The sequence below is a fragment of the Maricaulis sp. genome (genome assembly GCF_034670125.1).
Lineage (GTDB): Bacteria > Pseudomonadota > Alphaproteobacteria > Caulobacterales > Maricaulaceae > Maricaulis.
Genome location: NZ_JAXMOC010000008.1, coordinates 19,142 through 43,258, shown reverse-complemented (window position 1 = coordinate 43,258; position 24,117 = coordinate 19,142). Strand labels below are relative to the sequence as shown.

The 24,117-nt window shown below is 62.5% G+C and carries 27 protein-coding genes; 12 read left to right on the top strand and 15 right to left on the bottom strand.

The features are described from left to right. Positions 1–31: 31 nt before the first annotated feature. From recA to VOI18_RS13090, 3 genes are all read left to right on the top strand, one after another. Positions 32–1,111: a recombinase RecA gene (recA, locus tag VOI18_RS13100; protein WP_323762865.1), complete on the top strand. Its 1,080-nt coding sequence runs from the start codon at positions 32–34 to the stop codon at positions 1,109–1,111. Between the two features lie 242 nt (positions 1,112–1,353). Continuing rightward, positions 1,354–4,008, top strand: coding sequence for an alanine--tRNA ligase (alaS, locus tag VOI18_RS13095; protein WP_323762864.1), 2,655 nt, complete (start codon positions 1,354–1,356; stop codon positions 4,006–4,008). Continuing rightward, positions 4,008–4,460 carry a nuclear transport factor 2 family protein gene (locus VOI18_RS13090; protein WP_323762863.1) on the top strand — a complete coding sequence of 151 codons (453 nt, stop codon included), beginning with the start codon at positions 4,008–4,010 and terminating at the stop codon, positions 4,458–4,460. Before alaS ends, VOI18_RS13090 begins: the two co-directional genes overlap by 1 nt. A gap of 7 nt (positions 4,461–4,467) precedes the next feature. Here VOI18_RS13090 and VOI18_RS13085 read toward each other — a convergent pair whose 3' ends face one another. Both VOI18_RS13085 and VOI18_RS13080 read right to left on the bottom strand, forming a co-directional pair. Further along, complete coding sequence (locus VOI18_RS13085) at positions 4,468–4,902, bottom strand: hypothetical protein (protein ID WP_323762862.1); 435 nt, start codon at positions 4,900–4,902, stop codon at positions 4,468–4,470. A gap of 215 nt (positions 4,903–5,117) precedes the next feature. Then, positions 5,118–6,341 (bottom strand): NADP-dependent isocitrate dehydrogenase, encoded by a 1,224-nt coding sequence (locus tag VOI18_RS13080; RefSeq protein WP_041636819.1) that lies wholly within the window; start codon positions 6,339–6,341, stop codon positions 5,118–5,120. A gap of 109 nt (positions 6,342–6,450) precedes the next feature. On the opposite strand from VOI18_RS13080, the gene VOI18_RS13075 reads away from it, so the two are divergent. After that, entirely contained in the window at positions 6,451–7,200 is a 750-nt protein-coding gene (locus VOI18_RS13075; RefSeq protein ID WP_323762861.1) for an RNA methyltransferase, read from the top strand. Here the strand turns inward: VOI18_RS13075 and VOI18_RS13070 are convergent. Next, on the bottom strand, positions 7,197–8,285 hold the full coding sequence (locus VOI18_RS13070) for an amidoligase family protein (protein WP_323762860.1): 1,089 nt from the start codon (positions 8,283–8,285) through the stop codon (positions 7,197–7,199). The two genes, VOI18_RS13075 and VOI18_RS13070, sit on opposite strands and share 4 nt — an antisense overlap. Before the next feature lie 161 nt (positions 8,286–8,446). Between VOI18_RS13070 and VOI18_RS13065 the strand changes: the two genes are divergently transcribed. The 3 genes from VOI18_RS13065 (at position 8,447) to VOI18_RS13055 (ending at position 10,887) form a co-directional block, all read left to right on the top strand. Continuing rightward, on the top strand, positions 8,447–9,313 hold the full coding sequence (locus VOI18_RS13065) for a hypothetical protein (protein ID WP_323762859.1): 867 nt from the start codon (positions 8,447–8,449) through the stop codon (positions 9,311–9,313). 182 nt (positions 9,314–9,495) lie between these two features. Beyond that, positions 9,496–10,113 (top strand): 30S ribosomal protein S4, encoded by a 618-nt coding sequence (gene rpsD / locus VOI18_RS13060; protein WP_011642956.1) that lies wholly within the window; start codon positions 9,496–9,498, stop codon positions 10,111–10,113. A 246-nt stretch (positions 10,114–10,359) separates the two neighbouring features. Continuing rightward, entirely contained in the window at positions 10,360–10,887 is a 528-nt protein-coding gene (locus tag VOI18_RS13055) for a hypothetical protein (protein WP_323762858.1), read from the top strand. Between the two features lie 16 nt (positions 10,888–10,903). On the opposite strand, the gene grxD is transcribed toward VOI18_RS13055, so the two are convergent. The 3 genes from grxD to VOI18_RS13040 are packed head-to-tail and all read right to left on the bottom strand — an operon-like array spanning position 10,904 to position 12,329. Next, a complete protein-coding gene (grxD, locus tag VOI18_RS13050; protein ID WP_323762857.1) occupies positions 10,904–11,236 on the bottom strand; it encodes a Grx4 family monothiol glutaredoxin in 333 nt (110 codons plus the stop codon). Positions 11,237–11,268: 32 nt separating this feature from the next. Continuing rightward, complete coding sequence (locus tag VOI18_RS13045) at positions 11,269–12,096, bottom strand: aldo/keto reductase (RefSeq protein WP_323762856.1); 828 nt, start codon at positions 12,094–12,096, stop codon at positions 11,269–11,271. Next, positions 12,096–12,329 carry a BolA family transcriptional regulator gene (locus VOI18_RS13040; RefSeq protein ID WP_323762855.1) on the bottom strand — a complete coding sequence of 78 codons (234 nt, stop codon included), beginning with the start codon at positions 12,327–12,329 and terminating at the stop codon, positions 12,096–12,098. The genes VOI18_RS13045 and VOI18_RS13040 overlap by 1 nt, the downstream gene beginning before the upstream one ends. 169 nt (positions 12,330–12,498) lie before the next feature. Between VOI18_RS13040 and VOI18_RS13035 the strand changes: the two genes are divergently transcribed. From VOI18_RS13035 to VOI18_RS13020, 4 genes are all read left to right on the top strand, one after another. Continuing rightward, positions 12,499–13,002: a YHS domain-containing (seleno)protein gene (locus VOI18_RS13035; protein ID WP_323762854.1), complete on the top strand. Its 504-nt coding sequence runs from the start codon at positions 12,499–12,501 to the stop codon at positions 13,000–13,002. Between the two features lie 78 nt (positions 13,003–13,080). Next, on the top strand, positions 13,081–14,046 hold the full coding sequence (locus tag VOI18_RS13030; RefSeq protein WP_323762853.1) for a M20/M25/M40 family metallo-hydrolase: 966 nt from the start codon (positions 13,081–13,083) through the stop codon (positions 14,044–14,046). A 152-nt stretch (positions 14,047–14,198) separates the two neighbouring features. Continuing rightward, a complete protein-coding gene (locus VOI18_RS13025; RefSeq protein ID WP_323762852.1) occupies positions 14,199–14,669 on the top strand; it encodes a hypothetical protein in 471 nt (156 codons plus the stop codon). Positions 14,670–14,695: 26 nt separating this feature from the next. Next, entirely contained in the window at positions 14,696–14,875 is a 180-nt protein-coding gene (locus tag VOI18_RS13020) for a helix-turn-helix transcriptional regulator (protein ID WP_323762943.1), read from the top strand. Positions 14,876–14,946: 71 nt separating this feature from the next. Here the strand turns inward: VOI18_RS13020 and purL are convergent, their stop codons facing one another. From purL to purC, 5 genes are all read right to left on the bottom strand, one after another. After that, positions 14,947–17,172 carry a phosphoribosylformylglycinamidine synthase subunit PurL gene (gene purL / locus VOI18_RS13015; RefSeq protein ID WP_323762851.1) on the bottom strand — a complete coding sequence of 742 codons (2,226 nt, stop codon included), beginning with the start codon at positions 17,170–17,172 and terminating at the stop codon, positions 14,947–14,949. Between the two features lie 2 nt (positions 17,173–17,174). Next, positions 17,175–17,837: a phosphoribosylformylglycinamidine synthase subunit PurQ gene (gene purQ, locus VOI18_RS13010; protein ID WP_323762850.1), complete on the bottom strand. Its 663-nt coding sequence runs from the start codon at positions 17,835–17,837 to the stop codon at positions 17,175–17,177. A 38-nt stretch (positions 17,838–17,875) separates the two neighbouring features. Next, on the bottom strand, positions 17,876–18,718 hold the full coding sequence (locus VOI18_RS13005; protein WP_323762849.1) for a DUF4253 domain-containing protein: 843 nt from the start codon (positions 18,716–18,718) through the stop codon (positions 17,876–17,878). Between the two features lie 11 nt (positions 18,719–18,729). Next, positions 18,730–18,969, bottom strand: a complete 240-nt coding sequence (gene purS / locus VOI18_RS13000) for a phosphoribosylformylglycinamidine synthase subunit PurS (RefSeq protein ID WP_323762848.1) — start codon at positions 18,967–18,969, stop codon at positions 18,730–18,732. 261 nt (positions 18,970–19,230) lie between these two features. Further along, complete coding sequence (gene purC, locus VOI18_RS12995) at positions 19,231–20,007, bottom strand: phosphoribosylaminoimidazolesuccinocarboxamide synthase (RefSeq protein ID WP_323762847.1); 777 nt, start codon at positions 20,005–20,007, stop codon at positions 19,231–19,233. A gap of 256 nt (positions 20,008–20,263) precedes the next feature. Here purC and VOI18_RS12990 point away from each other — a divergent pair, with 256 nt between their 5' ends. Next, the gene (locus VOI18_RS12990) at positions 20,264–20,587 is read left to right on the top strand and encodes a DUF1476 domain-containing protein (protein ID WP_291764407.1); all 324 of its coding nucleotides are present in this window, start codon (positions 20,264–20,266) and stop codon (positions 20,585–20,587) included. A gap of 75 nt (positions 20,588–20,662) precedes the next feature. Here the strand turns inward: VOI18_RS12990 and VOI18_RS12985 are convergent, their stop codons facing one another. The 4 genes from VOI18_RS12985 to VOI18_RS12970 all read right to left on the bottom strand — a co-directional run bounded on the left by VOI18_RS12985 (position 20,663) and on the right by VOI18_RS12970 (position 24,061). Beyond that, positions 20,663–21,124 carry a thioredoxin family protein gene (locus tag VOI18_RS12985; protein ID WP_323762846.1) on the bottom strand — a complete coding sequence of 154 codons (462 nt, stop codon included), beginning with the start codon at positions 21,122–21,124 and terminating at the stop codon, positions 20,663–20,665. 6 nt (positions 21,125–21,130) lie between these two features. Further along, the gene (locus VOI18_RS12980; protein WP_323762845.1) at positions 21,131–21,694 is read right to left on the bottom strand and encodes a pyridoxamine 5'-phosphate oxidase family protein; all 564 of its coding nucleotides are present in this window, start codon (positions 21,692–21,694) and stop codon (positions 21,131–21,133) included. Between the two features lie 240 nt (positions 21,695–21,934). Then, positions 21,935–23,236, bottom strand: a complete 1,302-nt coding sequence (purB, locus tag VOI18_RS12975) for an adenylosuccinate lyase (protein ID WP_323762844.1) — start codon at positions 23,234–23,236, stop codon at positions 21,935–21,937. A gap of 81 nt (positions 23,237–23,317) precedes the next feature. After that, complete coding sequence (locus VOI18_RS12970) at positions 23,318–24,061, bottom strand: hypothetical protein (protein WP_323762843.1); 744 nt, start codon at positions 24,059–24,061, stop codon at positions 23,318–23,320. Positions 24,062–24,117 lie beyond the last annotated feature (56 nt).

Sequence of the window (24,117 nt, the reverse complement as noted above, 5' to 3'; positions counted from 1 at the left end):
CCTGAGGGGCGTGAAATAAGGGATGAAGGCTATGAGCAAGGGCGCGATTCGACTCGTGAAGAACGAAAAGAACATGGACAAGGAAAAGGCGATCGAGGCGGCACTGAGCCAGATCGACAAGGCCTTTGGCAAGGGTTCGGTCATGAAGCTGGGCCAGAAGCCGGCGATGGAGATCGAAACGATTTCCACCGGTTCGCTTGGCCTCGACATTGCGCTGGGAATTGGTGGTCTGCCCAAGGGGCGGATCATTGAGATCTATGGTCCCGAGAGCTCGGGCAAGACGACACTGGCCCTGCACACGGTTGCCGAAGCCCAGAAAGCGGGCGGGGTTGCTGCCTTTGTGGACGCTGAGCACGCGCTCGACCCGATTTATGCCGGCAAGCTGGGCGTTGACCTGGCCGAGCTCCTGATTTCCCAGCCCGACACAGGTGAACAGGCGCTTGAGATCGCCGATACGCTGGTTCGCTCCGGCGCCATCGACATCCTGGTGATCGACTCCGTGGCTGCGCTGACACCGCGTGCCGAGCTGGAAGGTGAGATGGGCGACAGTCTGCCGGGCCTTCAGGCCCGCTTGATGAGCCAGGCGCTGCGCAAGCTGACCGGTTCGATCTCGAAGTCGAACTGCCTGGTGATTTTCATCAACCAGATCCGCATGAAGATCGGTGTGATGTTCGGTTCGCCGGAAACCACCACGGGCGGCAATGCCCTGAAATTCTACTCCTCGGTCCGTCTCGATATCCGCCGCATCGGGGCCATCAAGAACCGCGACGAGGTGATCGGCAACCAGACACGGGTCAAGGTGGTCAAGAACAAGGTCGCGCCGCCTTTCCGGGAGGTCGAGTTCGATATCCTCTATGGCGAAGGTATTTCCAAGATGGGCGAGCTCATCGATCTCGGCGTCAAGGGCGATGTGATCGAGAAGTCTGGCTCCTGGTATTCCTACAATTCGGAGCGGATCGGCCAGGGTCGTGAAAATGCCCGCCAATTCCTTTTGGAACATGGCGATATCGCTGCCGAGATCGAGGCCAGGGTTCGTGCCAATGCCGGTTTGATCGCTGATGAAATGCTGACCGGGCCCGAACTCGCGGCCGAGGATCAGGCGGCCGGTTGATCCGGTCGCGGGGCGAGGCGCGCGGGGTCCGGTGTTGACCGAACTGTGTGCCTCCGGCCGGTCTTGCTGGATCATTTGTGGTCGCAGAGCGGCGCAGGCGTCACGGTAGGATAATAAACACAGCTTGATTGTGAACGGGTGCTTGGCTAGGCCGGGCACCCGTTTCTATATGTCAGACGACAGAAACATTTGTGTCCGTTGGAATGCGGACGTGCGACCTCCAGCCGACGGGATCGGACATCATGGCCAGCCTGCGCGACATCCGTGCCACCTTCCTCGACTATTTTGCCAAGCACGATCATGAGGTGGTGCAATCGGCGCCGCTGGTGCCGCAGGATGATCCCACACTTTTGTTCGTGAACGCCGGCATGGTTCCCTTCAAAAATGCCTTCACCGGTCAGGAGAAGCGGGCTTCCCTGCGCGCCACATCGTCTCAGAAATGTGTCCGTGCCGGCGGAAAGCACAATGATCTCGACAATGTCGGCTATACGGCGCGCCACCACACCTTCTTTGAAATGTTGGGGAATTTTTCCTTCGGCGACTATTTCAAGGAAGAGGCGATTACCCGCGCTTGGAACCTCGTCACCCGGGAGTTCGCCTTGCCGGCCGACAAACTGCTGGTCACTGTCTATTCCGAGGATGATGAGGCGCGAGCGCTGTGGCGCAAGATCGCCGGCCTGCCGGATGATCGGATCATCGGTATCTCCACCTCGGACAATTTCTGGTCCATGGGCGATACCGGCCCGTGCGGCCCGTGTTCGGAGATTTTCTTCGATCATGGCCCCGACATTGCCGGGGGACCTCCGGGCTCGCCGGATGAGGATGGCGACCGGTTCATCGAAATCTGGAACCTGGTGTTCATGCAGTATGAGCAATTGGGGCCGGACAACCGCATCAACCTGCCAAAGCCCTCGATTGACACAGGCATGGGCTTGGAGCGGATAGCGGCGATCCTTCAGGGCAAGCACAATAATTACGAGACCGACCTGTTCCGCAATCTGATCGCGGCTGGGGAAGACGTGCTGCGCGTCAAGGCCGAGGGCGATGCCTTGGCCAGCCACCGTGTTATCGCCGATCATCTGCGTTCGACCTGTTTCCTGATGGCCGATGGCGTCACGCCGTCCAATGAGGGCCGCGGCTATGTGCTGCGCCGGATCATGCGCCGGGCCATGCGACACGCTCATTTGCTCGGTGCCGGGGAACCGGTGATGTGGAGGTTGGTCGAGGCCCTGAAGTCGGAGATGGGCGATGCCTATCCCGAACTGGTGCGGGCCCAGGCCCTGCTCGAGGAAACCCTGCAGGTCGAGGAGGAACGTTTCCAGCGCACGCTCGGGCGCGGCCTGTCCCTGCTGGAGGAGGCGACTGCCGGGCTGGTTGAGGGCGATGCGCTCGCCGGTGCAACGGCCTTCAAGCTTTATGACACCTACGGTTTCCCGCTCGACCTTACCCAGGACGCGCTGCGCGCCAAGGGCATGACTGTTGACGAGGCCGGGTTCGAGACGGCGATGGCCAAACAGCGCGCCGACGCGCGGGCCAGTAAATTCAGCTCAGGCGATGCCGCCCCTGATGCGGTGTGGTTTGCCGTGCGCGACAAGGTCGGACCGACGCGTTTCACCGGATATGCCGGCACCGGCGGCCAGGGCCGCCTTGCGGCCATCGTCTCCGGTGGCCGGGAAACCAAGGCACTGGGGAGCGGCCAGAGGGCCGAACTGGTGTTTGACCAGACCCCCTTCTATGGCGAGAGCGGCGGGCAATGCGGTGACAGCGGTGAAATACGCTTTGCTGATGGTGCTGTTTTCACCGTCGAGGACACTCAAAAGCGCGGTGGCGACTTGCATGCCCATATCGGCCTGTTGGCCAAGGGCGAGATTACCCTCGGCGACAACGCGGAGCTCGACGCCGATGCACCCCGCCGCACGGCGATCCGGGCCAATCACTCGGCAACCCACCTGGTCCATGCGGCGCTGCGCGACGTCCTTGGAGCCCATGTCACCCAGAAGGGCTCCCATGTCGGGCCGGATCGCTTGCGCTTTGACTTCTCGCACAACAAGTCAGTCACCAGCGACCAGGTTGCCGCGATCGAAGCACAGGTCAACGCGGTCATCCGCCAGAACACGCCGGTTTCGACCCGTGAAATGACGCCGGACGCGGCCATCGAGGCGGGCGCTCTGGCGCTGTTCGGGGAGAAATATGGCGACACGGTCCGCGTGCTGACCATGGGGCAGGCGCTGGCCGACCATGACTCACCGTATTCGGTGGAATTGTGCGGTGGCATTCATGTTGACCGAACCGGCGATATTGCCTTGTTCAAGATTGTTGCCGAAACCGCCGTGTCGTCGGGTATCCGCCGGATCGAGGCGATGACAGGCGAGGGCGCGCGCCTCTACATGGAAGAGCAGATCGGTTTTGGCCGCGCCGCAGCTGACGCACTGAAATCCCCGCCATCCGATCTCGCGACGCGGGTTGCGTCCCTGATGGATGAACGGAAAAAGCTTGAGCGCCAGCTGGCCGAAGCCAAGAAACAGCTGGCCATGGGCGGCGGGGCGGCTGGCGCTCCGGCCGGACCGGATACCATCAATGGCGTCAACTTCATCGGTCGTGTCGTCGAGGGCGTGGGCGGCAAGGATTTGCGCGGCCTGATCGACGAGGCCAAGGCCCAGATGGGTTCTGGCGTGGCGGCTTTCATTGGCGTCAATGAGGGCAAGGCAGCCCTTGCGGTGGGGGTCACTGATGATCTCAAGGACCGCTTCGGCGCTGTTGACCTGGTCAAGGCGGGCGCGGTGGCCGTTGGCGGCAAGGGCGGCGGTGGCCGACCCGATTTTGCTCAGGCAGGCGGCCCAGATGGCGCAAAGGCCGAGGATGGCCTCGCCGCGATCCGCGCCGTGCTGGCGGGCTGATGGCCCGGGCTCCCAAGTCCGACATCCAGCTATTGGGTGACAAGCAGGCGGCGCGGGCCATTGCTGCTGCACGGGCCGATTTCAATGCCGCCCTGGAGAACCGTGCGCTGAAGGCCATCGCCACCCATCTCGCCGAGGATGCGGTTCTCGTGCCGGGCGATGAAGCGCAATTGATCACTGGCCGGGCTGCGCAGATCGACGCCTGGGCGTCAATATTCAGCCAGATGCCTGATGTCAGCTATGTCCGAACGCCGTCCCGGATCGAGGTGTGCGAGGACAGCCAACTCGCGGCCGAGACGGGGCGCTGGAAAGGGGCCTGGTCCACCGATGGTTTCGCCATACGCTATTCCGGTCGGTATTTTGCCAAGTGGCGCTGTGACGACGGTGTCTGGCAGATTGAAGCGGAGACCTTCGTGACGATGAAGCGCAGCGGTGGCGCGGACCAGGGATAAAGGCCGTTCAGTCGCTGGATGCCAACCCGGCTCGTGCGGCGGCCTCTGTGTTGAAGATTTTCTCCACCGTCGCCAGTCGGGCGTTGGCTTGGTGCGCATAAAAAGTCATCAGGGCTTCCTGGAGCAAGTCATCGATGACGACGGCAGACCGTGTACCCTCAGCAATCCCGAGGCGCTGATCGAGTTCAGACAGGCCCTCAACCAAACGGGTCATTTCCGCGACATCCAGCTCGCCGGCCTGCGCGCCATCGAACACAGTCAGATGCTTCATTCCCGGCATCCTGTCCGGATGACTGTAGACCCGCTCACATTCGGCCAGCAGATCCCGGGCCGTGAGCTTTCCGGAGACACGCCATTCAATAATGCGGGTCTTGGAATCGATGGTGAAACTGGATTGCATGGCTGCGGCCGCCTCCACCGGATGCTCCCCTTGGGTGATCATCGGGGTGCCTTGCCGTTCAATTGTCCGAAGCGAAGAGTAAAGCAAGTGGTCGGTGAAAGCGAGCGGGCGACAATATCACCCACCGGTAGATCAGTGGTTTGCCGCGAGCGCCAAGTCCCGACCGAGGCCGGTCAGGTTGAACAGCCGCTCGCCCCAACAAAATAAGGGCGGCCCCACCGGAGCCGCCCCTGTCTGTTCTCATTTGACCCGATGGATCAGCCGCGAGCCGCCATCGCAGCCTTGAACCGCTCATCGACCTTGTCGAGGAAGCCTTCGGTCGACAGCCAGCCCTGGCTCTCGCCGACCAGTAGCGCCAGGTCCTTGGTCATGAAGCCGGCTTCCACCGTCTTGATGATGGTGTCTTCCAGCAGGGCGGCGAAGTCCATCACGTCTTGATTGCCGTCCATGCGGCCGCGATGGCTGAGACCTTGCGTCCAGGCGAAGATCGAGGCGATCGAGTTGGTCGAGGTCTGCTCGCCGCGCTGATGCTGGCGATAGTGACGGGTGACCGTGCCGTGGGCGGCTTCGGCTTCGACCGTCGAGCCATCGGGGCTCATCAGGACCGAAGTCATCAGGCCAAGCGAGCCGAAGCCCTGGGCCACGGTGTCGGACTGGACGTCGCCGTCATAGTTTTTACAAGCCCAGACGAAACCGCCGGACCATTTCATCGCCGCGGCGACCATGTCGTCGATCAGGCGGTGCTCATAGGAGATGCCCTTCTCGGCGAAGGCGTCCTTGAACTCGGCCTGGTAGATCTCTTCGAACAGGTCCTTGAAGCGGCCGTCATAGGCTTTGAGGATGGTGTTCTTGGTCGACAGGTAGACCGGCCAGCCGCGCTGCAGGCCGTAGTTCAGCGAGGCGCGGGCGAAGTCGCGGATCGAGTCGTCCAGATTGTACATGCCCATGGCGACGCCCGGGGACGGGAAGTCAAAGACCTCGCGGGTCACCGGATCGGAACCGTCGGACGGCTCGAAGGTCATGGTCAGCTTGCCTGGACGGTCAACCAGGAAATCGGTGGCGCGGTACTGGTCGCCGAAGGCGTGACGGCCGATGACCATCGGCTGCTGCCAGCCCGGCACCAGGCGCGGCACGTTGGAGATCACGATCGGCTCGCGGAAGACCACGCCGCCGAGGATGTTACGGATGGTGCCGTTCGGCGAGCGCCACATCTTCTTCAGGCCGAATTCCTCGACCCGGGCTTCGTCCGGCGTGATCGTGGCGCATTTCACGCCCACACCGTAATGCTTGATCGCCTCGGCGGCGTCGACGGTGATCTGGTCGTCGGTCTCGTCGCGCTTGGTGACCGAGAGGTCGTAATACTTCAGATCAATGTCGAGATAGGGCAGGATCAGCTTGTCCTTGATCAGCTGCCAGATGATGCGGGTCATCTCATCGCCGTCGAGTTCGACGACCGGTGTATCGACTTTGATCTTCGCCATGGGTGCTCTCATTTCTTTTCGGACGGACTGAAGTCGCGCTAGGACAGCGCGGACACGTAATTTGCGCGCTCTCTAGCACCGGTGCGCGCCAAGGTGAAGGGCTGGTTCCATGCCGCAAAACTCAGCAACGCCCGCTTTCATACTCCACACGCCCCAGCTGGGCGAGAATATTGGCGCGGCGGCGCGCGTCTTGGGCAATTTCGGTCTTCCCGAGCTGGTCATTGTCGATCCGCGCGATGGCTGGCCCAATGACAAGGCGATCACCATGTCGGCCGGTTCGCCGGTGCTGGGCAATGCCCGGGTCGAATATCGTCTCGGCGACGCCATCCACGATACCACACGGCTCTACGCCACCACCGCCCGGCCGCGCGGGATGGAAAAGCCGGTGATGACGGCGCGCGAGGCGGTCAGCGACATGAAGGCGGCCATTGCCGCCGGCGAGAAAGTCGCCGTGATGTTCGGCGGCGAGAAGTCCGGCCTGCCCAATGAGGCGGTCAACATCGCCGATGTCATCATCACCCTGCCGGTCGACCGCTCCTTCTCCTCGCTCAACCTGGCCCAGGCCGTTGCCGTGATCGCCTATGAATGGACCGCTGATGAGGGCGCGCCGGCCGAGTTTGAACCGGTCTCCGATGTCGCCAAGCGCGAGGACCTCGAGCGGATGTTCGAGCACTTCGAAGCCGAGCTTGACCGTGCGGGCTTTTTCCATCCGCCGGCGAAGACGCCTCTGATGGTGCAGAATCTCCGCAACGCCTTTGTTCGCGGGCGCTGGACGACTCAGGAAGTGCGCACCTTCCGTGGCGCCATCAAGGCGCTGGCGCTGGGTCGTGGCACGGCCCGCGTGGTGCGGGAAGACTAAACGTCCGGGCGGCGTGCGGCGGCATGCGACGCCAGCTCGATGGCTCGCAACAAGTCGTCACCGGTTTCCGGCAGCTCGACAGCGTCCGCGTGCTCCGCCCATACGAGAATTGACTCCATCAATTGGGCATGGCCGACAATCACGCCGGCATCCATCGAGCCCGGGAATATCCGGGCCTCAAAGGTCGTCTTGCCGGGTAGCAAATGGGCGAGGTTGCGGAAATTGAAATCGGCGTATTTGGTCGGCTTGCAGGTGACCAGCATGGCCCGGGCGTCATCCGGATTGGCGGCCTGGAACGCGTCTGATTTCGCCAGTTCCACCAGATTGTCGGCGATCGACCCCAGTCGCACGCAGTTTGGATTGGTGCCGACAAGCCGGCGCAGGAAATCACCATGCCGGTGCAGGACCAGGATCAGGCGCGACAGCGTGCGGGCCGGGGTCAGACGTCCGGCATCAAAATGGATGTGGACCGCCGCTTCGACCGGGACTGTGAAGCCCAGTTCGGCCGCGTCGGCCAGCAGGGCGGTGAGGGCAGGGGCCGGATCGGTCTTATAGGGCGGGGTGATGATCTCGCAGGGTCGCTCGCGTTCGCCGGGTAGCGGTGCTGCCATGGCAACTGGACGCTCGGCGCCGTCAACGGCCTTCGTGATGTCGCCCTCGGCATGGACCAGCTCGGTGCCATAAAGGGCAGCGACGGGGGCGAGGACGGTCTCGCGCGGCGTGGTCGGGTCGCAATGACGCTGCACCAGGTCCAGAAGCCGGGCGTCGTCGCTGAGGACGCGCAGCCAGCCGGGCAGGGCGGGGGTGTTGCGGTCGAGGTCAGCGCGCAGGGTCAGGTCGTCGACCAGAAGCGCCGCCCGCCGACCATCCGGATCGAGGACGTCAAAGCCCAGAACGAGATTTTCGAACACCGGCAGGTTCGGCACCAGGCTCGGCTCGGACTGCGGATAGAAGACGGTGCGGACGGTGCCGCCGATGCGGGCCGCGATCCGGTCGGCCAGATCCCGGCGGCTCCTGCCCGGCGGCGCCATCAATTCGATCTCGAAACCCGTCTTCCAGGGCCGGTTCTGGTTTTCGGCCGTCATCAAAACCTCTGTTTCGCGGAACGCCGTGGTGGCATCGCTGGCAAGTGTCTCATTGATTCCGGGAAATGAGGGAGGCTGATCGACATATCGGGGCGGTATTCCATTTGCGCACTGATAACAATCAAGGTAGTCAAAACAATAGAAATTCCCGGGGGACAAACATGTCGAATTCCACCTTGTTGGGTGCCTTTGCGCTCGTCGCGATGACCGGTGCGGCCGGCCAGGCCGAGGCACAACTGAGTGTAACCGAACTGGCAGCCATCACTTCTGCGATCTCGGCGGGCAGTGGCATCAGCCAGGAAACCGACGCCCACCGCGATCTCTACTTCAGCAGCCAGTACGGCTATTGCGACGCGATGAAAGTGGCGCAGGTGTGGAACACCGATACTTTCCGGGCAAAGGCCATCATCGGCAGCAAGATCGCGGCGGGTCTGACCCATCTGCTCGACCGTGATATCGCCTCGACCGCCGCGTCGGTCCGCTGCAGTTGGGAAGACCTGGGGCTGGAATACGCTCACGCCGAGGCCCTGGCGGCGTTCTGGGGCTCATCGCCCTATGACGCCAAGCTGACGGCTGGCTCCATGGCGTCCAGCCTTGGTCACAAGCGCTTCATGGAAAACATGGCCTACGTCCTCGACACGGTCGGCAATGCTGCCCCACCGGCTCATGGCGACGGCGGGGAGACCCACCGCATGCAGCAGGTCTTCTTCCAGAGCGACTATGGCTATTGTGATGCGCTGAAGGTTGCTCATGTCTGGGGCACGGATGTCGGGGAAGCCAAGGCCGTGATCGGCCGCAAGATCACTGAAGGCCTGACCAACCTTGCCGATGCCGACATCGCCTCCACGGCGACCAGCGTCAGTTGCAGCTGGGTTGATACCGGGTTGAGCTTTGATGACGCACTCACCCTCGCCGACTTCTGGGGCGTGCCGGTTGGTGAAGCCAAGGCGAAGGCCACTCAGTATACCAGCGAATGGGGCAATCACGGTTTCCAGACCCGTCTGGGCACCGTTTTGCGTCGCGGCTAGACAATCGGCCCCGATTGCCGCTCCGGCCTGCACCGGATCGGTTGACTTTCCTGTCCACACAGGTAGAAACCCCGCTTCTCGCGCGCCATCGGGTGCGCGGGGTACGGGTGATGTGACGTCCGCCGTTTAAATCGTGACCCCAATGATGGGTGTCGCCGGATCGCATCGAGAGAAGAGAGAACATGTCGAAGCGTCATTCGCAGAAATACAAAATTGACCGCCGCATGGGTGAAAACCTGTGGGGCCGTCCGAAGTCCCCGGTCAATTCGCGCTCCTATGGCCCCGGCCAGCACGGTCAGCGCCGCAAGACCAAGATGTCCGATTTCGGTCTTCAGCTCATGGCGAAGCAGAAGCTGAAGGGCTATTACGGCAACATCACCGAGAAGCAGTTCCGTCGTACCTATGACGAAGCGTCCCGCCGTAAGGGTAACACCGCCGAGCTGCTGATCGGTCTCCTCGAGAGCCGCCTCGACGCCATCGTCTACCGCTGCAAGTTCGTGCCGACGGTTTTCGCATCGCGCCAGTTCGTCAATCACGGCCACGTCAAGGTCAACGGCATCAAGGTCAACATCCCGTCCTACCGCTGCAAGCCGGGCGATGTGATCGAAGTCCGCGAGCGTTCGCGCTCAATGGCTCTGGTCCTGGAAGCCCTGGACAGCCCGGAACGTGACCTGCCGGAATACATCGATCTCGATGCCAAGGCGATGAAGGCCACCTTCGTGCGCATGCCGGAATTCTCTGAAGTGCCGTACGCGGTGCAGATGGAGCCGAACCTGGTCATCGAATTCTACTCCTCGTAAGAGGACGCAAATCGACCAGAAACAGGCCGCTCCGGGACACCGGGGCGGCCTTTTTCGTGTCCCGCCCGCCGGCAGGTCGAATTTGGCGCACCTGCCCTAGTGTGACGCACGGTGGCACCAAATTTCCCCCTTCACGAGTCTTGGGTTGAACAAACCTCAATCCCTGCTTGGATACCGGTTCTGTCCTGTCCTGTGGGGCAAATTTGAGCGGGGCCGGGCACGATTGGGGACTATTGGGGGGCTATTATGATCGGTTTTTTGCGAGGCGGCCTGGCCAGTGTGGGGCTGGCCCTGACCCTTTGTGCATGTGCGACCAGCGGTGACCCGCAGCAGGAGGCGGAAAACCGTTTCCTGCCGAGCCTGCCACCGATGCCGGCCATGCCATCATTGCCGACGGTGAATATCTCTGACATGCGCATTCCGGGCACCTATCGTCAGGCACCCGCCGTCAACCCGGATGCCGAGCCGGTGATTTACTGGCGCGTGATCGAAGATGACATCCTGATTGTCCATGCCGACACCAATGGATGCACCTCACGGGCCGACTATCTTGTGAATGTCGAGCAATACCATGGCGACATCTACACGGTGCAGCTGACCCGCCAGGTCGAGGACCGCTGTGCCGCGCCGACCCCTTGGGGGGTACAGCTCGGCTTTGGCTTTGAAGAGCTGGGCGTGCCGATCGGTGGACAGGTGATCCTGCTCAATCCGGTCGACACAGAGCGGCCCTGGGACTGGAACGAGACGCGTACCAACCTGGCCGCGCGGCGCTGACGCCCGGAGACCGGTGTCACGCGTCGGCGAGGACGCCCTTGTCCTTGAAATAGGCCTGAAGCTCGCCGGTCTCGAACATTTCCTTGATGATGTCGCAGCCGCCGACGAACTCCCCCTTCACGTAGAGCTGGGGAATGGTCGGCCAGTTCGAGAACTCCTTGATGCCCTGACGGACACCGTCATCCTCAAGCACGTTGACGCTCTCGAAATTGACCTGGAGATGATCCAGGACCCGGGCGACGACCGAGGAGAACCCGCATTGCGGAAAGACCGGGGTGCCCTTCATGAAAAGGACAACGTCATTGCCGTCGATGGTCGACTTGATGCTGTCATGGGCGGTGGCGGACATGGCGGAACTCCTCGAATGATCCTGATCGATAGCTAAGGCTTCGCCGCGCCGGCTTCAAGAGTGGCGACCAGTGCGGCATTGGCCGCCAGGTGGGCCGCGCGGCTGGTCAGGCAGATGACGCTGTCCGCGAAGGGCTGCGACAGGGCCCAGTGGAGCCCGGCCACTGCCGATGCGGTCGCAGCCGCCGGCGGATCGCCGCGCAATCGACGTTTGAGCTGACGGGCGAGATACCACAGATCGCTGCGCGACCGGGGCGGGCCCGCCAGGCGGGCAGCGCCTGCCATGGCCTCGATGCCAATGACCGACAGGCCGCTTTTCCGGGCAAGGGTCAGGCGCTGGCGTTGGGTGCTGCTCAAGCTGTCATTGACCGGTGCCATGAGGGCGTCGAACACGCCCAACTCGATGGCACGGTCCAGCTCCTCGCCCCGGCCGCACACCCCGATATGGCGGATCATGCCGCGTTCGGTGAAGGCTTGCAGCCGGCGGATCAGTTTGTCCGTGAGTTCGCCGGGGGCCGGGCCATGCAGCAACAGAAGGTCGACATGGTCGCGTTGCAGGCGCTTGAGCGACTCCCGTAATGACATTTCCACCGCGCCGGCGGAAAAGTCGCGGTGTCCGCCCGCGTGGACCCCGGCCTTGGTGGCGACAAAGGCCGCATTGCGGGGGATCTGCTTGAGGGCTGTGCCCAGGCGCCGCTCGGCCTCGCCCCGGCCGTAGGCCGGGCCGGTGTCGAACAGGGTCACACCGTGCTCGACCGCTTGATGGATCAGGCGCGTGGTCGCGCTGCGGCTGGTCCCCAGACCGGCATGCGGTCCGGTGACACCGAATCCGAGGCGGGAGAAGGCACCGGCCTCGATCATCAGCCGGGTGTCCGCGTTTCCAGGGCGAGTGCGTGCAACTCGCCGCCCATCTTGTCGCCCAGGGCCGCATAGACCATCTGGTGCTGGGCGACCCGCAGCTTGCCGCGAAAGCTTTCGGAGACCACGACGGCCTGCCAATGGTCATTGTCGCCGGCGAGATCGGTCATGGTGATCTCGGCGTCCGGAATTCCGGCCTTGATGAGGGCGATGATGTCGTCGGCGGGCATGGGCATGGCGGATCCTCGAAATACTGTGTGACTGGCAGGCTGTTGCGGCTTCACGGTTGATCACGAATGACCGGTGACGGCGTGACCGGTTGTGTCGTCTCGTGCACTATCCCGACGCGCCATGACAGCCCATATCTGCGCCAAGCTAGTCGTGACCGTTGCCGGGGAAAAGACCATGACCGCCATCTTCGCTGCCAAATGCCTGAACAGATGCGGGCTGGGCTTCGGCCAGCTCCTTCTGGCGACCCTGCTGTTGGCCGGTTCCGCCCAAGCAGGCGACCAGTATCTGGATCGCGATGACCGGCCGGTCGGGGGTTTTGACGTGGTCAGTTACCACACCGGTGACCGGCCTGTAGCCGGGCTGGACACCATCACGGCAGAATATAACGGAGCGACCTGGTATTTTGCGACCGAAGCCAATCGCGACCTATTCCTGTCCAATCCGGGCCGCTACGCTCCTGCGTATGACGGACACTGCGCTTATGCGCTGGCAAATGACCGCAAGGTGCGCACCGATCCGCTGGCCTACGGCATAGTGGACGGTGTGCTCTACATGAATTTCTCGCCGTCGATTCAGCAGCGGTGGGAGCAGGGCATTCCCGGCTATCTTGAGCAGTCGGAGGCGAACTGGCCGGACCACGAACCGCAACCGGCGGCCAGCCCCAGTCGCTGGTTCTGATTGTTACGGAAAATTTGGTGGGGTGCTGTGCAGCTCCATGGCAATCTCGGTGGCGTCTGTTCGAACCGGGGGTATTCCATGCGCGCCATTCTGGCCTCTGCCATTCTTTCCGTGAGCTTGTTCTCGACCGCCTGTGTGGCCGGCCAGCCGGGAGGCGCTGGAGATAGCGTTGACTGGGCACTGGACCGGGAGCAATTGCTCACCGACCTTCGGGTTCTCGCCGCCGACGACATGCAAGGCCGGGAGGTCGGAACCGCCGGCAATGCCCGGGCGCGCGCCTACATTATCGACCGTCTGGAATCGATGGGTGTCGGCCCGGTAGGCGACGGCTATGAACATGGCTTCACTTTCGAAGCACCGCGATCCCGAGAAAAGATCGACGGGGTCAACATCCTTGCCGTGATCGAGGGCACAGGTGACAGCGAACGCACGATGGTGGTGTCGGCGCATTTTGACCATGAGGGCATGCGCGGCGACCAGATCTGGAATGGCGCCGATGACAATGCGTCCGGCGTCGCCTCGGTTCTGGCCATAGCCGAAATGTTTCATGCGGAACCGCCCGAACATGACGTGATCTTTGCCTTCGTTGATGCCGAGGAGCGCGGTTTGCAGGGGGCCCGTGCCTTTGTCGCCAACCCGCCAATCCCGATCGAAAACATCACCTTCAATCTCAACATGGACATGGTCGCCATGTCGTCTGACCGGATCCTGTGGGCCGTCGGCACTTATCACTATCCGTATCTGACACCGATCGTTGAAGACGTGGCGACGCGGGCAAGTGTGTCGATGCCGATGGGCTATGACGAGCCGACGACAGAGCCGGGCGGTGACTGGACCAATCTGACCGATAGTGGAGCCTTCCACGCTGCCGGCATCCCCTTCATCTATCTGGGCGTCGACTTCCATCCGCACTACCACCAGCCAACCGATACCTATGAGAACATGACGCTGGACTTCTTCCAGGATGCCAGCGAAGCCATCGCCGATTTCGCGCGTCAGTCGGACGCGAACCTGCAGATGATTGGCGAAGCGTCCGGACGCTGATTTTCGCCTACCTGCAAGCATCACGAATGGCCCGGCCGTGTGCCGGGCCATTTTCGTGTCCGCCGGTCAATGATGAAACCTATTCTTCTCACATTGACACCTATCGGTTTCAATATGTACATCAGGGGTATCGAACTGAACCGGAGACGCAGATGTCCTTTTTCTCACCACGCAATCGCGCCGAAGCGAGTGACCGCCTTGCGGGCATGACCGGGTACGCGGCCGCCTTCGCGGCGCTGATCTACGCGCTGAACGTCGGGCAGGCCCTCACCGTGCCACCGGTGTCGACCTATCTCGACGATGCCGGACTGATCGGCGGATTGCTGATTGTCATCGTTTTCCTGCCCAGCTTTTTCATCATCAAGCGGCGATTTGGCGGCCCGGCGGTCAATCCATGGAAATCGGACGGCTTCATGAGCGCGGCGCTCCAGCGAGCTGGGTTGACTGCCTTTGCCGGCACTTTTCTGAGCCTGATCCTCCTCACCCTGCTGGATCGGTTGATCCTCGAACGGGTATCGGCTGCGGTGCTGCTCGACCTGATCCTTGCGATTTCGCTGGCTTGTTTCGCCATGTCTTTCTTCCTGTTCAGCCGCGATGAGGGCGAGGGGGAGGACTCGGTTTGAGTGCGCCGCTGACCAATCGGCTTCGGGTGCTCCGGGCAGAATCCGGGATGAGCCAGAGCGACCTGGCCGCCGCCATCGAAGTCTCGCGCAAGACGATCAGCACGATCGAGGTCGGGCGCTTCGTCCCGTCCACCGTCATCGCGCTGCGGCTGGCACGATTCTTCAAGGTCACCGTGGAAGACGTGTTTGCCTTGGCCGACGACTGAGCGGTTGAGGCTGAAACGAAAAAGCCGCCGCAAGATTGCGGCGGCTTTTTCTTGTTGGGTAGAGCGTCGGTCTATTCCGCTGCTTCGACCAACTGGTCCATCAGGCCGGGCATCCAGCCGTCCCAGGCCGCGCGCAGGCGGTCCAGCTCCAGAGGGTGGGCGCCATTGACGGTCACCGCCGTGCCGCCGGCGAGGCCGACCACATGGACGGGCACACCGTCGGCCTTGGCGTCCTGCAGGATGGCGATGGCGTCTTCCTTGGCGGCAGCCAGCAGATAACGGCCCTGGTCCTCACCGAAGAGATAGCCGTGCATCGGAACCGGGCCTTCATGGGCCAGCTTGATGCCCATGTCCGAGGCCAGCGCCATGTCGGCCGCGGCGCAGGCGAGGCCGCCATCGGACAGGTCATGACAGGCCGAGATGCGGCCCGAGCGGATCTGCCCGCGGACGAAGTCACCATTGGCTTTCTCGACATCGAGATCGACCAGCGGCGCACCGCCATCTTCGCGGTTCTCGATTACCTTCAGATAGACCGAGGCGCCCAGCGCGCCTTCGGTCTCGCCGACCACGATCAGGATATCGCCTTCGCGCATGCCACCGAAATGGGCCCGCTGGTCCATGTCCGGGATCAGGCCAACCCCGCCAATCGCCGGCGTCGGCGGAATGGCGACGCCATTGGTCTCGTTGTAGAGGCTGACATTGCCCGACACGACCGGGAAGTCGAGCTTGGCGCAGGCCTCGGCCATGCCGTCGATACAGCCGACGAACTGGCCCATGATTTCCTCACGTTCCGGATTGCCGAAATTGAGACAATCGGTGATGGCGATCGGGTCGGCACCGGTGGCGGTCAGATTGCGCCAGGCTTCGGCGACAGCCTGCTTGCCGCCCTCGAACGGGTTGGCAAAACAATAGCGCGGCGTGCAATCCGTGGTGATGGCCAGCGCCTTCTTCGTTCCATGCACGCGGACAATGGCGGCATCCGACGGGTCTTCCGACGAGGCGGCCGTGTCGGCCATGACGTGACGGTCATACTGTTTCCAGATCCACGCCTTGGAGGCCATGTCCGGGCTCGACATGAGCTTCAGCAGCACCTCGCCCATGTGTGAGGGCTGGGCGACGTCCTTGGCATTGAGCTGGGCGCGCACTTCCGGCGCAAAATAGGGGCGCTCATATTTCGGGGCGTCGTCGGCCAGCGGCGCGACCGGGATATCGCAGACGGTCTCGCCCTTGTGGGTGAGCACCATGCGGCCGGTATTCGTGGTCTCGCCGATCACCGCGACATCGAGTTCCCATTTGCGGAAGATCTCGTAAGCGACGTCCTCGCGACCCGGCTTCATGATGACCAGCATCCGCTCCTGGCTTTCCGAGAGCATCATCTCATAGGTCGTCATATTGGTTTCGCGCTGGGGCACCTTGTCCATGTCCAGCGCAATGCCGATCCCGCCCTTGTCGGCCATTTCGACCGAGGAGGAGGTGAGGCCGGCCGCCCCCATGTCCTGGATCGCGGCGATGGCGTCGGTGGCCATCAGTTCGAGACAGGCCTCGATCAGCTTTTTCTCGGTGAAGGGGTCACCGACCTGGACGGTGGGACGCTTTTCCTCGGACTGGTCGTCAAACTCGGCCGAAGCCATGGTCGCGCCATGAATGCCGTCGCGGCCGGTCTTTGAGCCGACATAGACGATCGGCTGGCCAGGCTCGGCGCCGCGGGCGTAGAAGATATTGTCGGCATCCGCGAGGCCGACGGCCATCGCATTGACCAGGATATTGCCGTTATAGCCGGCATGGAAATTGGTCTCGCCGCCCACGGTCGGCACGCCGACGCAATTGCCGTAACCGCCAATGCCAGCCACCACACCAGAGACCAGATGCGTGGTCTTCTTGTGTTCCGGCGCGCCAAAGCGCAGCGCATTCATCAACGCTACTGGCCGCGCGCCCATGGTGAAGACATCGCGCAAAATGCCGCCGACACCCGTCGCCGCGCCCTGATAGGGCTCAATGAAGGAGGGGTGGTTATGGCTTTCCATCTTGAAGATGCAGGCCTGACCATCGCCGATATCAATCACACCGGCATTCTCGCCCGGCCCCTGGATCACCTTCTCGCCGGAAGTCGGCAGACGGCCCAGATGCGCGCGCGAGGACTTGTAGGAACAGTGCTCGGACCACATGACCGAGAAAATCCCCAGCTCCACAAGGTTCGGCGCCCGGCCCAGACGGTCCAGAATGACGGCGTATTCGGCGTCATTGATACCGTGTTCCTTGACGATCTCGGCGGTGATGCCTTCGGCGTATTGGGTCATCGTCACGCACTCCCGAGGAGAGATTCAAACAGCGCCAGCCCATCCGTGCCGCCATGGCCGGTGTCCACGGCGCGTTCCGGGTGGGGCATCATGCCCATCACATTGCCCTGCTCATTGGTGATGCCGGCGATGTCGCGGGCCGAGCCATTGGGGTTTTTGCCATAGCGGAACACCACCTGGCCTTCGCCCTCGATGCGGTCGAGCGTGGCGTCGTCGGCGAAGTAGTTGCCGTCATGATGGGCAATCGGCACCAGAAGCCGGGCGCCGGCCTCATAGCGTGAGGTGAATTGCGTGTTGGCGTTCTCGACGGTGAGCGGCGCCTTCTCGCAGACGAATTTCAGCCCGGCATTGCGCATCAGTGCGCCTGGCAGAAGTCCGCTCTCGGTGAGAATCTGGAAGCCGTTGCACACGCCCAGCAGCGGCGCACCGGTCGCGGCGTGGGCGACAATGGCCGGCATGATCGCCGAGCGCGAGGCCATCGAACCGCAGCGCAGATAATCGCCATAGGAAAACCCGCCGGGCACCATGACAAATTCCGTGCCCTCGGGCAGGTCACTGTCCTGGTGCCAGACCATGGCCGGCTTGTGGCCCGTGACTTTCTCGATCGCGTCGTGGGCATCACGATCACAATTCGAGCCCGGGAAGACGATGACGGCGGATTTCATACTGTGTTGTGTCCCTGTATCGGTTGGCGCTTGATGCCCTAATCCCACCAAAAAAACCACCAGTCGCTCTGCATGAGACTGGCGGCTAGCGCTTCGATGGTTTGCGTGCCTTGGAGGACAATGTCCGGGCAGTAGGCGAAATGTTGGCGCGCGAGTTCCAGCGCTTCCTCGCGCGATGCGGGGCGCCTGTCCACTCTTAGCTCGATTGTGTCACGCGTTATCGACACCAGCTTAGCGCCATAGGCGTCCCGCCAGCCGCGGAGGTGGGCCACGTGAACTTCGGGTGCAGGGCAATCGTTCCACGCGCCCCAGCGCAAGAGTGCAGGGATCTCGGTTTCGTCATCTGTAGGAAATACGCCGATGTAGGTCAGCGAGTGTGGTTGATTGGTTAGCGGGCTTGTGACGGCCAGTGGGCCATTGAGGGCTTCCGCCTCGGCAGGCCAAGCTCCACTGATCTCCTTCATCAAATCGGGCAGATCACTCGCGTCGATGCCAACCGGCGTCTTGCTGAATGCAGCGAGGTCAATGTCGGCGGAAGCCATGACAATGTCGGATGGCGAGCGTAGGTTTTGGATGCCGGATGTCGGCGTATGAAAAATGCTTGCGAGGGTCAGAAAATTGTCCCGGTCACCCAGGTGGGCGGCGCATCGCCCGGGCTTTGCAGCGAGACTCTGGCGTTCTGCTTCTGCTACCGCGCCGGCTGCTGTGACTACCTCAAAAGGAAATGCTGCCTCGACTAGCTTTGCGAGCTCAACTTCGTCGACGACCGGTTCCCGGTGGGAAACATCGCCGCCAAAGTCGGCCTCTGTAATGCTTGGGTCTGACTTTCGCGGAAGCGGTCGACCAGTAAACAACCAGAGCAGAAGATCACGCAGGCCCAACCCGGCCTCTCCTACGCCAGTTCGATCGAGTAGCTCTCGATCACCGGGTTGGAGAGGAGTTTGGCGCACATCTCGTCAACGCGCTTGCGGGCCGCTTCGGCGTCATCGCCGCTCAGGTCCAGCTCGATCAGCTTGCCCTGGCGGACGGCTTCGACCTCGTCATAACCCATATTGTGCAGGGCGCCGGCAACGGCGGCTCCCTGAGGGTCCAGAACGCCGGGTTTCAGATACACGTGGATTTTCGCTTTCACGGGCTCGACTCGCTTGTGCTGGTCACGACATTTGGCCCCTGCATAAAGCGGAGTCGTCGCGCGCGCAATTCGCAGCCCATGGTGATTCAGCAGGGCAGGGGTGCGTTGTGCCTTTTCTTCCCCACAGGGTAGGAAAGTGGGCCGGCGCGTCGCGTCGGGTCGGATCGGGTGAAACGCGCAGCGTTCCGGCACCGGCCGCCGATCACCCACTCCGTCTCGCCGCTTTCGCGACGATCCACCTCGCCCATCAAGGGCGAGGACCTACTTCGCGGCGTCGCTCTTGCCGACATCACCATTGGCGGCGCCCTGGCCGCTCTCCTTCATGATGCCGAGACGGCGGGCGACTTCGGCATAGGCTTCGGTGACATTGCCCATGTCGCGGCGGAAGCGGTCCTTGTCCATTTTCTCGTTGGTCTCGAGATCCCACAGGCGGCAGCTGTCCGGGCTGATCTCGTCGGCCAGCACGGTGCGCACCATGTCGCCTTCATAATGGCGACCGAATTCCAGCTTGAAGTCGACCAGGCGGATGCCGGCGCCGGTGAACAGGCCGCACAGGAAGTCGTTGACCCGCAGGGTCATCGCCATCATGTCGTCGATCTCCTGATGGGTGGCCCAGTTGAAGGCGGTGATGTGCTCTTCCGAGATCATCGGATCGCCCAGCTCGTCCTTCTTGTAGTAGAATTCGACGATGGAGCGCGGCAATTGATCGCCCTCGGGCACGCCCAGGCGGGTGCTGATCGAGCCGGCGGCGACATTGCGGCAGACCACTTCCAGCGGAATGATCTCGACCTGGCGGACCAATTGTTCGCGCATGTTCAGGCGCTTGAGGAAATGGGTGGGAATGCCGATCCGGCCGAGGCCGAGCATGATATGCTCGGAGATCCGGTTGTTGAGCACGCCCTTGCCTTCCAGCGTCGCCTTCTTCTGGTTGTTGAAAGCGGTGGCGTCGTCCTTGAAATACTGGACGATGGTGCCCGGCTCGGGACCCTCATAGAGGATCTTGGCCTTGCCTTCGTAAATCATCTTGCGACGGGACATGATGGGCGCTCCAGAGGCGGGCCCGGCCGCCCCCAGCGGACAACCGGCCATGGAAAAGCACGACGCGGCCCGAATCGAAGACCGGACCGCGTATCGGAGGCTGAAATTATCCTTCGCGGGCGTGCGGCGCAATCTCTTGTCGCGGTGCGGCATGGAGCTGCCACGGACAACCGCGCAAAGATTGATTTGGCGGCGCCGCCAAGCTACTCAACAAGCAACACAACTGTCCCAAACGACCGTCCTCAAGGAGAGACCCATGTCGGGCATCAATGATCGCGAAAAAGGCTTCGAGAACAAGTTCGCGCACGATCAGGAGATCGAGTTCAAGGCCAACGCCCGCCGCTGCAAGCTTCTGGGCCTGTGGGCGGCCGAGAAAATGGGCATGGACGGCCAGGAGGCCGAAGCCTATGCCAAGACCGTCGTGGTCGCCGATTTCGAGGAAGCCGGTGATGATGACGTCTTCCGCAAGGTGCGCGGCGATTTTGACGCCAAGGGTGTCGAGCTGTCCGACCATCTCCTGCGCAAGGAAATGGACGACCTGCTGATCAAGGCACGCGAGCAGATCCGCTCGGAAGGCTGATCCTTCGGCAAAGCGCTGCAACGAAAAGCCCCGGTCATGCCGGGGCTTTTTTGTGGTCAAAGCTGAGGTGAGAGGTCAGACGCCCTCGGCCTCAAGCCGCTCGACGACATGCAGCCAGCGATCCAGCGCCTCGCGGATCTGGTCGCGGCCGTAATCCATGGTGATCATCTCGAAGACCTGGCCGGTCTCGCGATCAATCAGCAACATGAAACCGGTCGAGCCGGCGGCATCGTCATAGATGGACAGCAGGCCCTCGGCCTCGGCCATTTCGCGCAATGCGCCACGGCGGCCCAGGGTGAAGTCGAATTTCACCCAATCCACAGCCGCGTCTTCGTATTCCTCACGGACATCCTCGACGCGCGGTTCGATGATCCGGCAGGCTGAACACCAGGAGGAGCGGAACATGGCCGCAACCAGGCGCGGCTCGCTCGCCGGCTCCGATACGCTGGCCACAGCGGCACTGTCCCAGTTTCCGCGGAAGAAATTGGGGGCCAGGAAGGCGGCCATCAGGCCGATCAGGACGAGGCTCAAACGCATGGTGTCTTACTCGGTTGCGGTTTCAGGTTTGACCAGTCCGGGGATGCCGTCGATCGAGACCGCATTGCTTTCATAGCGCCGCGCTGACCAGTCCTCGTCGGAGCGGTGGGCGTTGACGCGCACCAGCTGGTCGCGCTCGCCGGTGAACTCGTAGAAGGGCACGCCCCAGCCGCAACTGTCCTGGATGCGGTCGATGGTCGCCGTGAAGATAGTGCGGGCCTTGGGAAAGTCCGGAAAGAGGGCGAGCTTGTCGGCAAAGCCCGGCTCGTCAAACGACACCGCCTCGGCCTGTCCGTAAAGGCGCAGGATGTTGGGCGCGCCCTCAAAAGCGCAGAACATGAAGGTGATGCGGCCATTCTGGCGCACATGGGCCAGCGTCTCGATGCCCGAACCGCCCAGATCGAGATAGGCGACCTCATTGGGACCCAGAATGCGGAAACTGTCATAGCCCTTGGGCGACAGGTTCACATGCCCGCCATCTCCCGACGGGGCGGTGGCGACGAAGAACATCTTCTGCTTTTCAATGAAGGCGCGGATGCGATCGTCGATATGGGGGTGAGTCTTGGCCATGGCGGGGAATGTAGGGAGGTGCGGATCAGTTCGCCACCGGGTTGTGCGCGATATCACCGCTTTGTCATCCCGGGCTTGTGTTCGAAGACCTGCCGCCAAACCCTTGTCATCCCTGATGGACGCCCTGCGAAGGCAGGGCGAAAGTCAGGGACCTATGTGTTCGAACAGTTAGGTCCCCGCCTTGCGTCCGGCCTTCGCCGGACGTCCAGCGGGGATGACAATTGCAGAGGATCGGAGCCCTCAGTCCCCGAACACCCGGGCGAAAATCGTGTCGACATGCTTCATGTGATAGGCCTCGTCGAAACAGGCCTCGATCTGGGCATCGCTCATCAGGGCGGTGACACCCTCATCGGCCTTGAGGTGATCGACCAGCATGCCGCCTTCATCCCAGGTCTTCATGCCGTTGCGCTGGACGAGCCGGTAGGAGTCCTCACGGCTGGCACCGGCCTGGGTCAGCGCCAAAAGCACGCGCTGGGAATTGTGGATGCCGCCATAGGCTTGGAGGTTTTCCAGGCAACGATCCTCATGCACGATCAGTTTTTCGATCATGGAGGCGGTCCGGTGCAGGGCAAAGTCGAGATGGACATTGGCGTCGGGGCCGATGCCACGCTCGACCGAGGAGTGCGAGATGTCGCGCTCATGCCAGAGGGCAATATTCTCCATCGCCGGCACCACGGCCGAGCGCACCAGACGGGCCTGGCCGGTCAGGTTCTCGGTGAGGATCGGGTTGCGCTTGTGCGGCATGGCCGACGAGCCTTTCTGGCCCGGCGAGAAATACTCCTGCGCCTCGCGCACTTCGGAGCGCTGGAGGTGGCGCACCTCGATGGCGATATTCTCGATCGCCGAGGCGATCAGGCCCAGCACGGCGAAATAATTGGCATGGCGGTCGCGCGGGATGACCTGGGTCGAGACCGGCTCGACGCTGAGGCCCATCTGCTTGGCGACATGCTCTTCCACCGCCGGGTCGATATTGGCAAAGGTGCCGATGGCGCCGGAAATGGCGCAGGTGGCGATCTCGTCACGCGCCGCGACCAGGCGGGCCCGGTTGCGGTCGAACTCGGCATAGAAGCGGGCGAATTTGAGGCCCATCGTGGTCGGCTCGGCATGGATGCCGTGCGAGCGACCGATACAGGCGGTGAACTTGTGCTCCATGGCGCGCGTTTTCAGCGCTGCCAGTACCCGGTCCATGCCTTCCAGCAGGAGATCGGCGGACTGCTTCATCTGCACGGCCAGGCAGGTGTCCAGCACGTCCGAGGAGGTCAGCCCCTGATGGACGAAACGGCTCTCCTCGCCGACATGCTCGGCCAGATGGGTGAGGAAGGCGATGACATCATGCTTCACCTCGGCCTCGATCTCATTGATCCGGTCGACATCAAACTCGACGTCTTTCGCTTTCCACACGGCCTCGACCGCCGATTGCGGCACCACGCCCAGCTCGGCCAACTTCTCCGTCGCATGCGCCTCGATCAGATACCAGATCTTGTACTTGTTCTGGTCGGCCCAGATGGCAGCCATTTGCGGGCGGGTATAGCGGGGGATCATGAGCGGGCTCCGGGCAGGTCATCGGCAAGCGCGGGGGATGCGCCACGGCGCGGAAAAGGTCAAGTGTGGGGGAGGTGTTGGCTACTCGCCCGCGTCATAGTCCAGGACTTCCGTGGTCACGCCGGCGCTGAAATACCAGTTTGGCGTCACCGTCTCGTCGAGTGCGGCGTACTCGGCCTTGGTATAGGTCAGGATCGATCGCTGGTGGCGGAGCGAATCCCTGGCAGCCTGTCCGGCAGCATGCAACCAGATGCGGAAGACCTGATAGACCACTTCTCGCGCGCTGGTTACAGGCCCGGGGTGCACGAGCCGGTAGCGATTGACGTATTGTCCGAGTGTCTGCTTGCGCCGCGTCAGATGCCAACCGGTGTAGATGAGCCAGGCGACCGGGCTGAACGGTTCAAGGAATAGACGGGGCAGGCCGATCCAGTCCGGATCAAAAGGCTGCCCAAGCTGCATTTCGTTGAGTGTCAGGAGCAGCAATTGGGCGGGCAGGGCGATGGCGAGTTGCGCGGCGGCAAAATCGACCAATCCGGCCCTGAATCGCTGTTCGGGCAGGATGGCTGTCTGACGTGCCGAGACCGGCGGTGCCGGTTCGCAGATCAGCACAAGAAGTGGGCCCAGCAGCAGGGCTATGGCATTGATGGCGCTCGCGACCGGCGCCGGGACTGTGACGAAATTACGCAGCGCGGTCACGCTTTCCCAGACCTCGTCGAACTGCTCCAGCCAGTTTGAGAAAAAGGCCTGGTGCAACCCGGCTGGCACAAGCCAGAGCGCGATCAGGGTCCAGCCCAGAATGTAACGATTGACGTGAAGACGTTGCATCCTGGCATTGTGCGGGTTCGCGACGCGACGCCAAGGGGGATCTGCAGGCTGCGGGT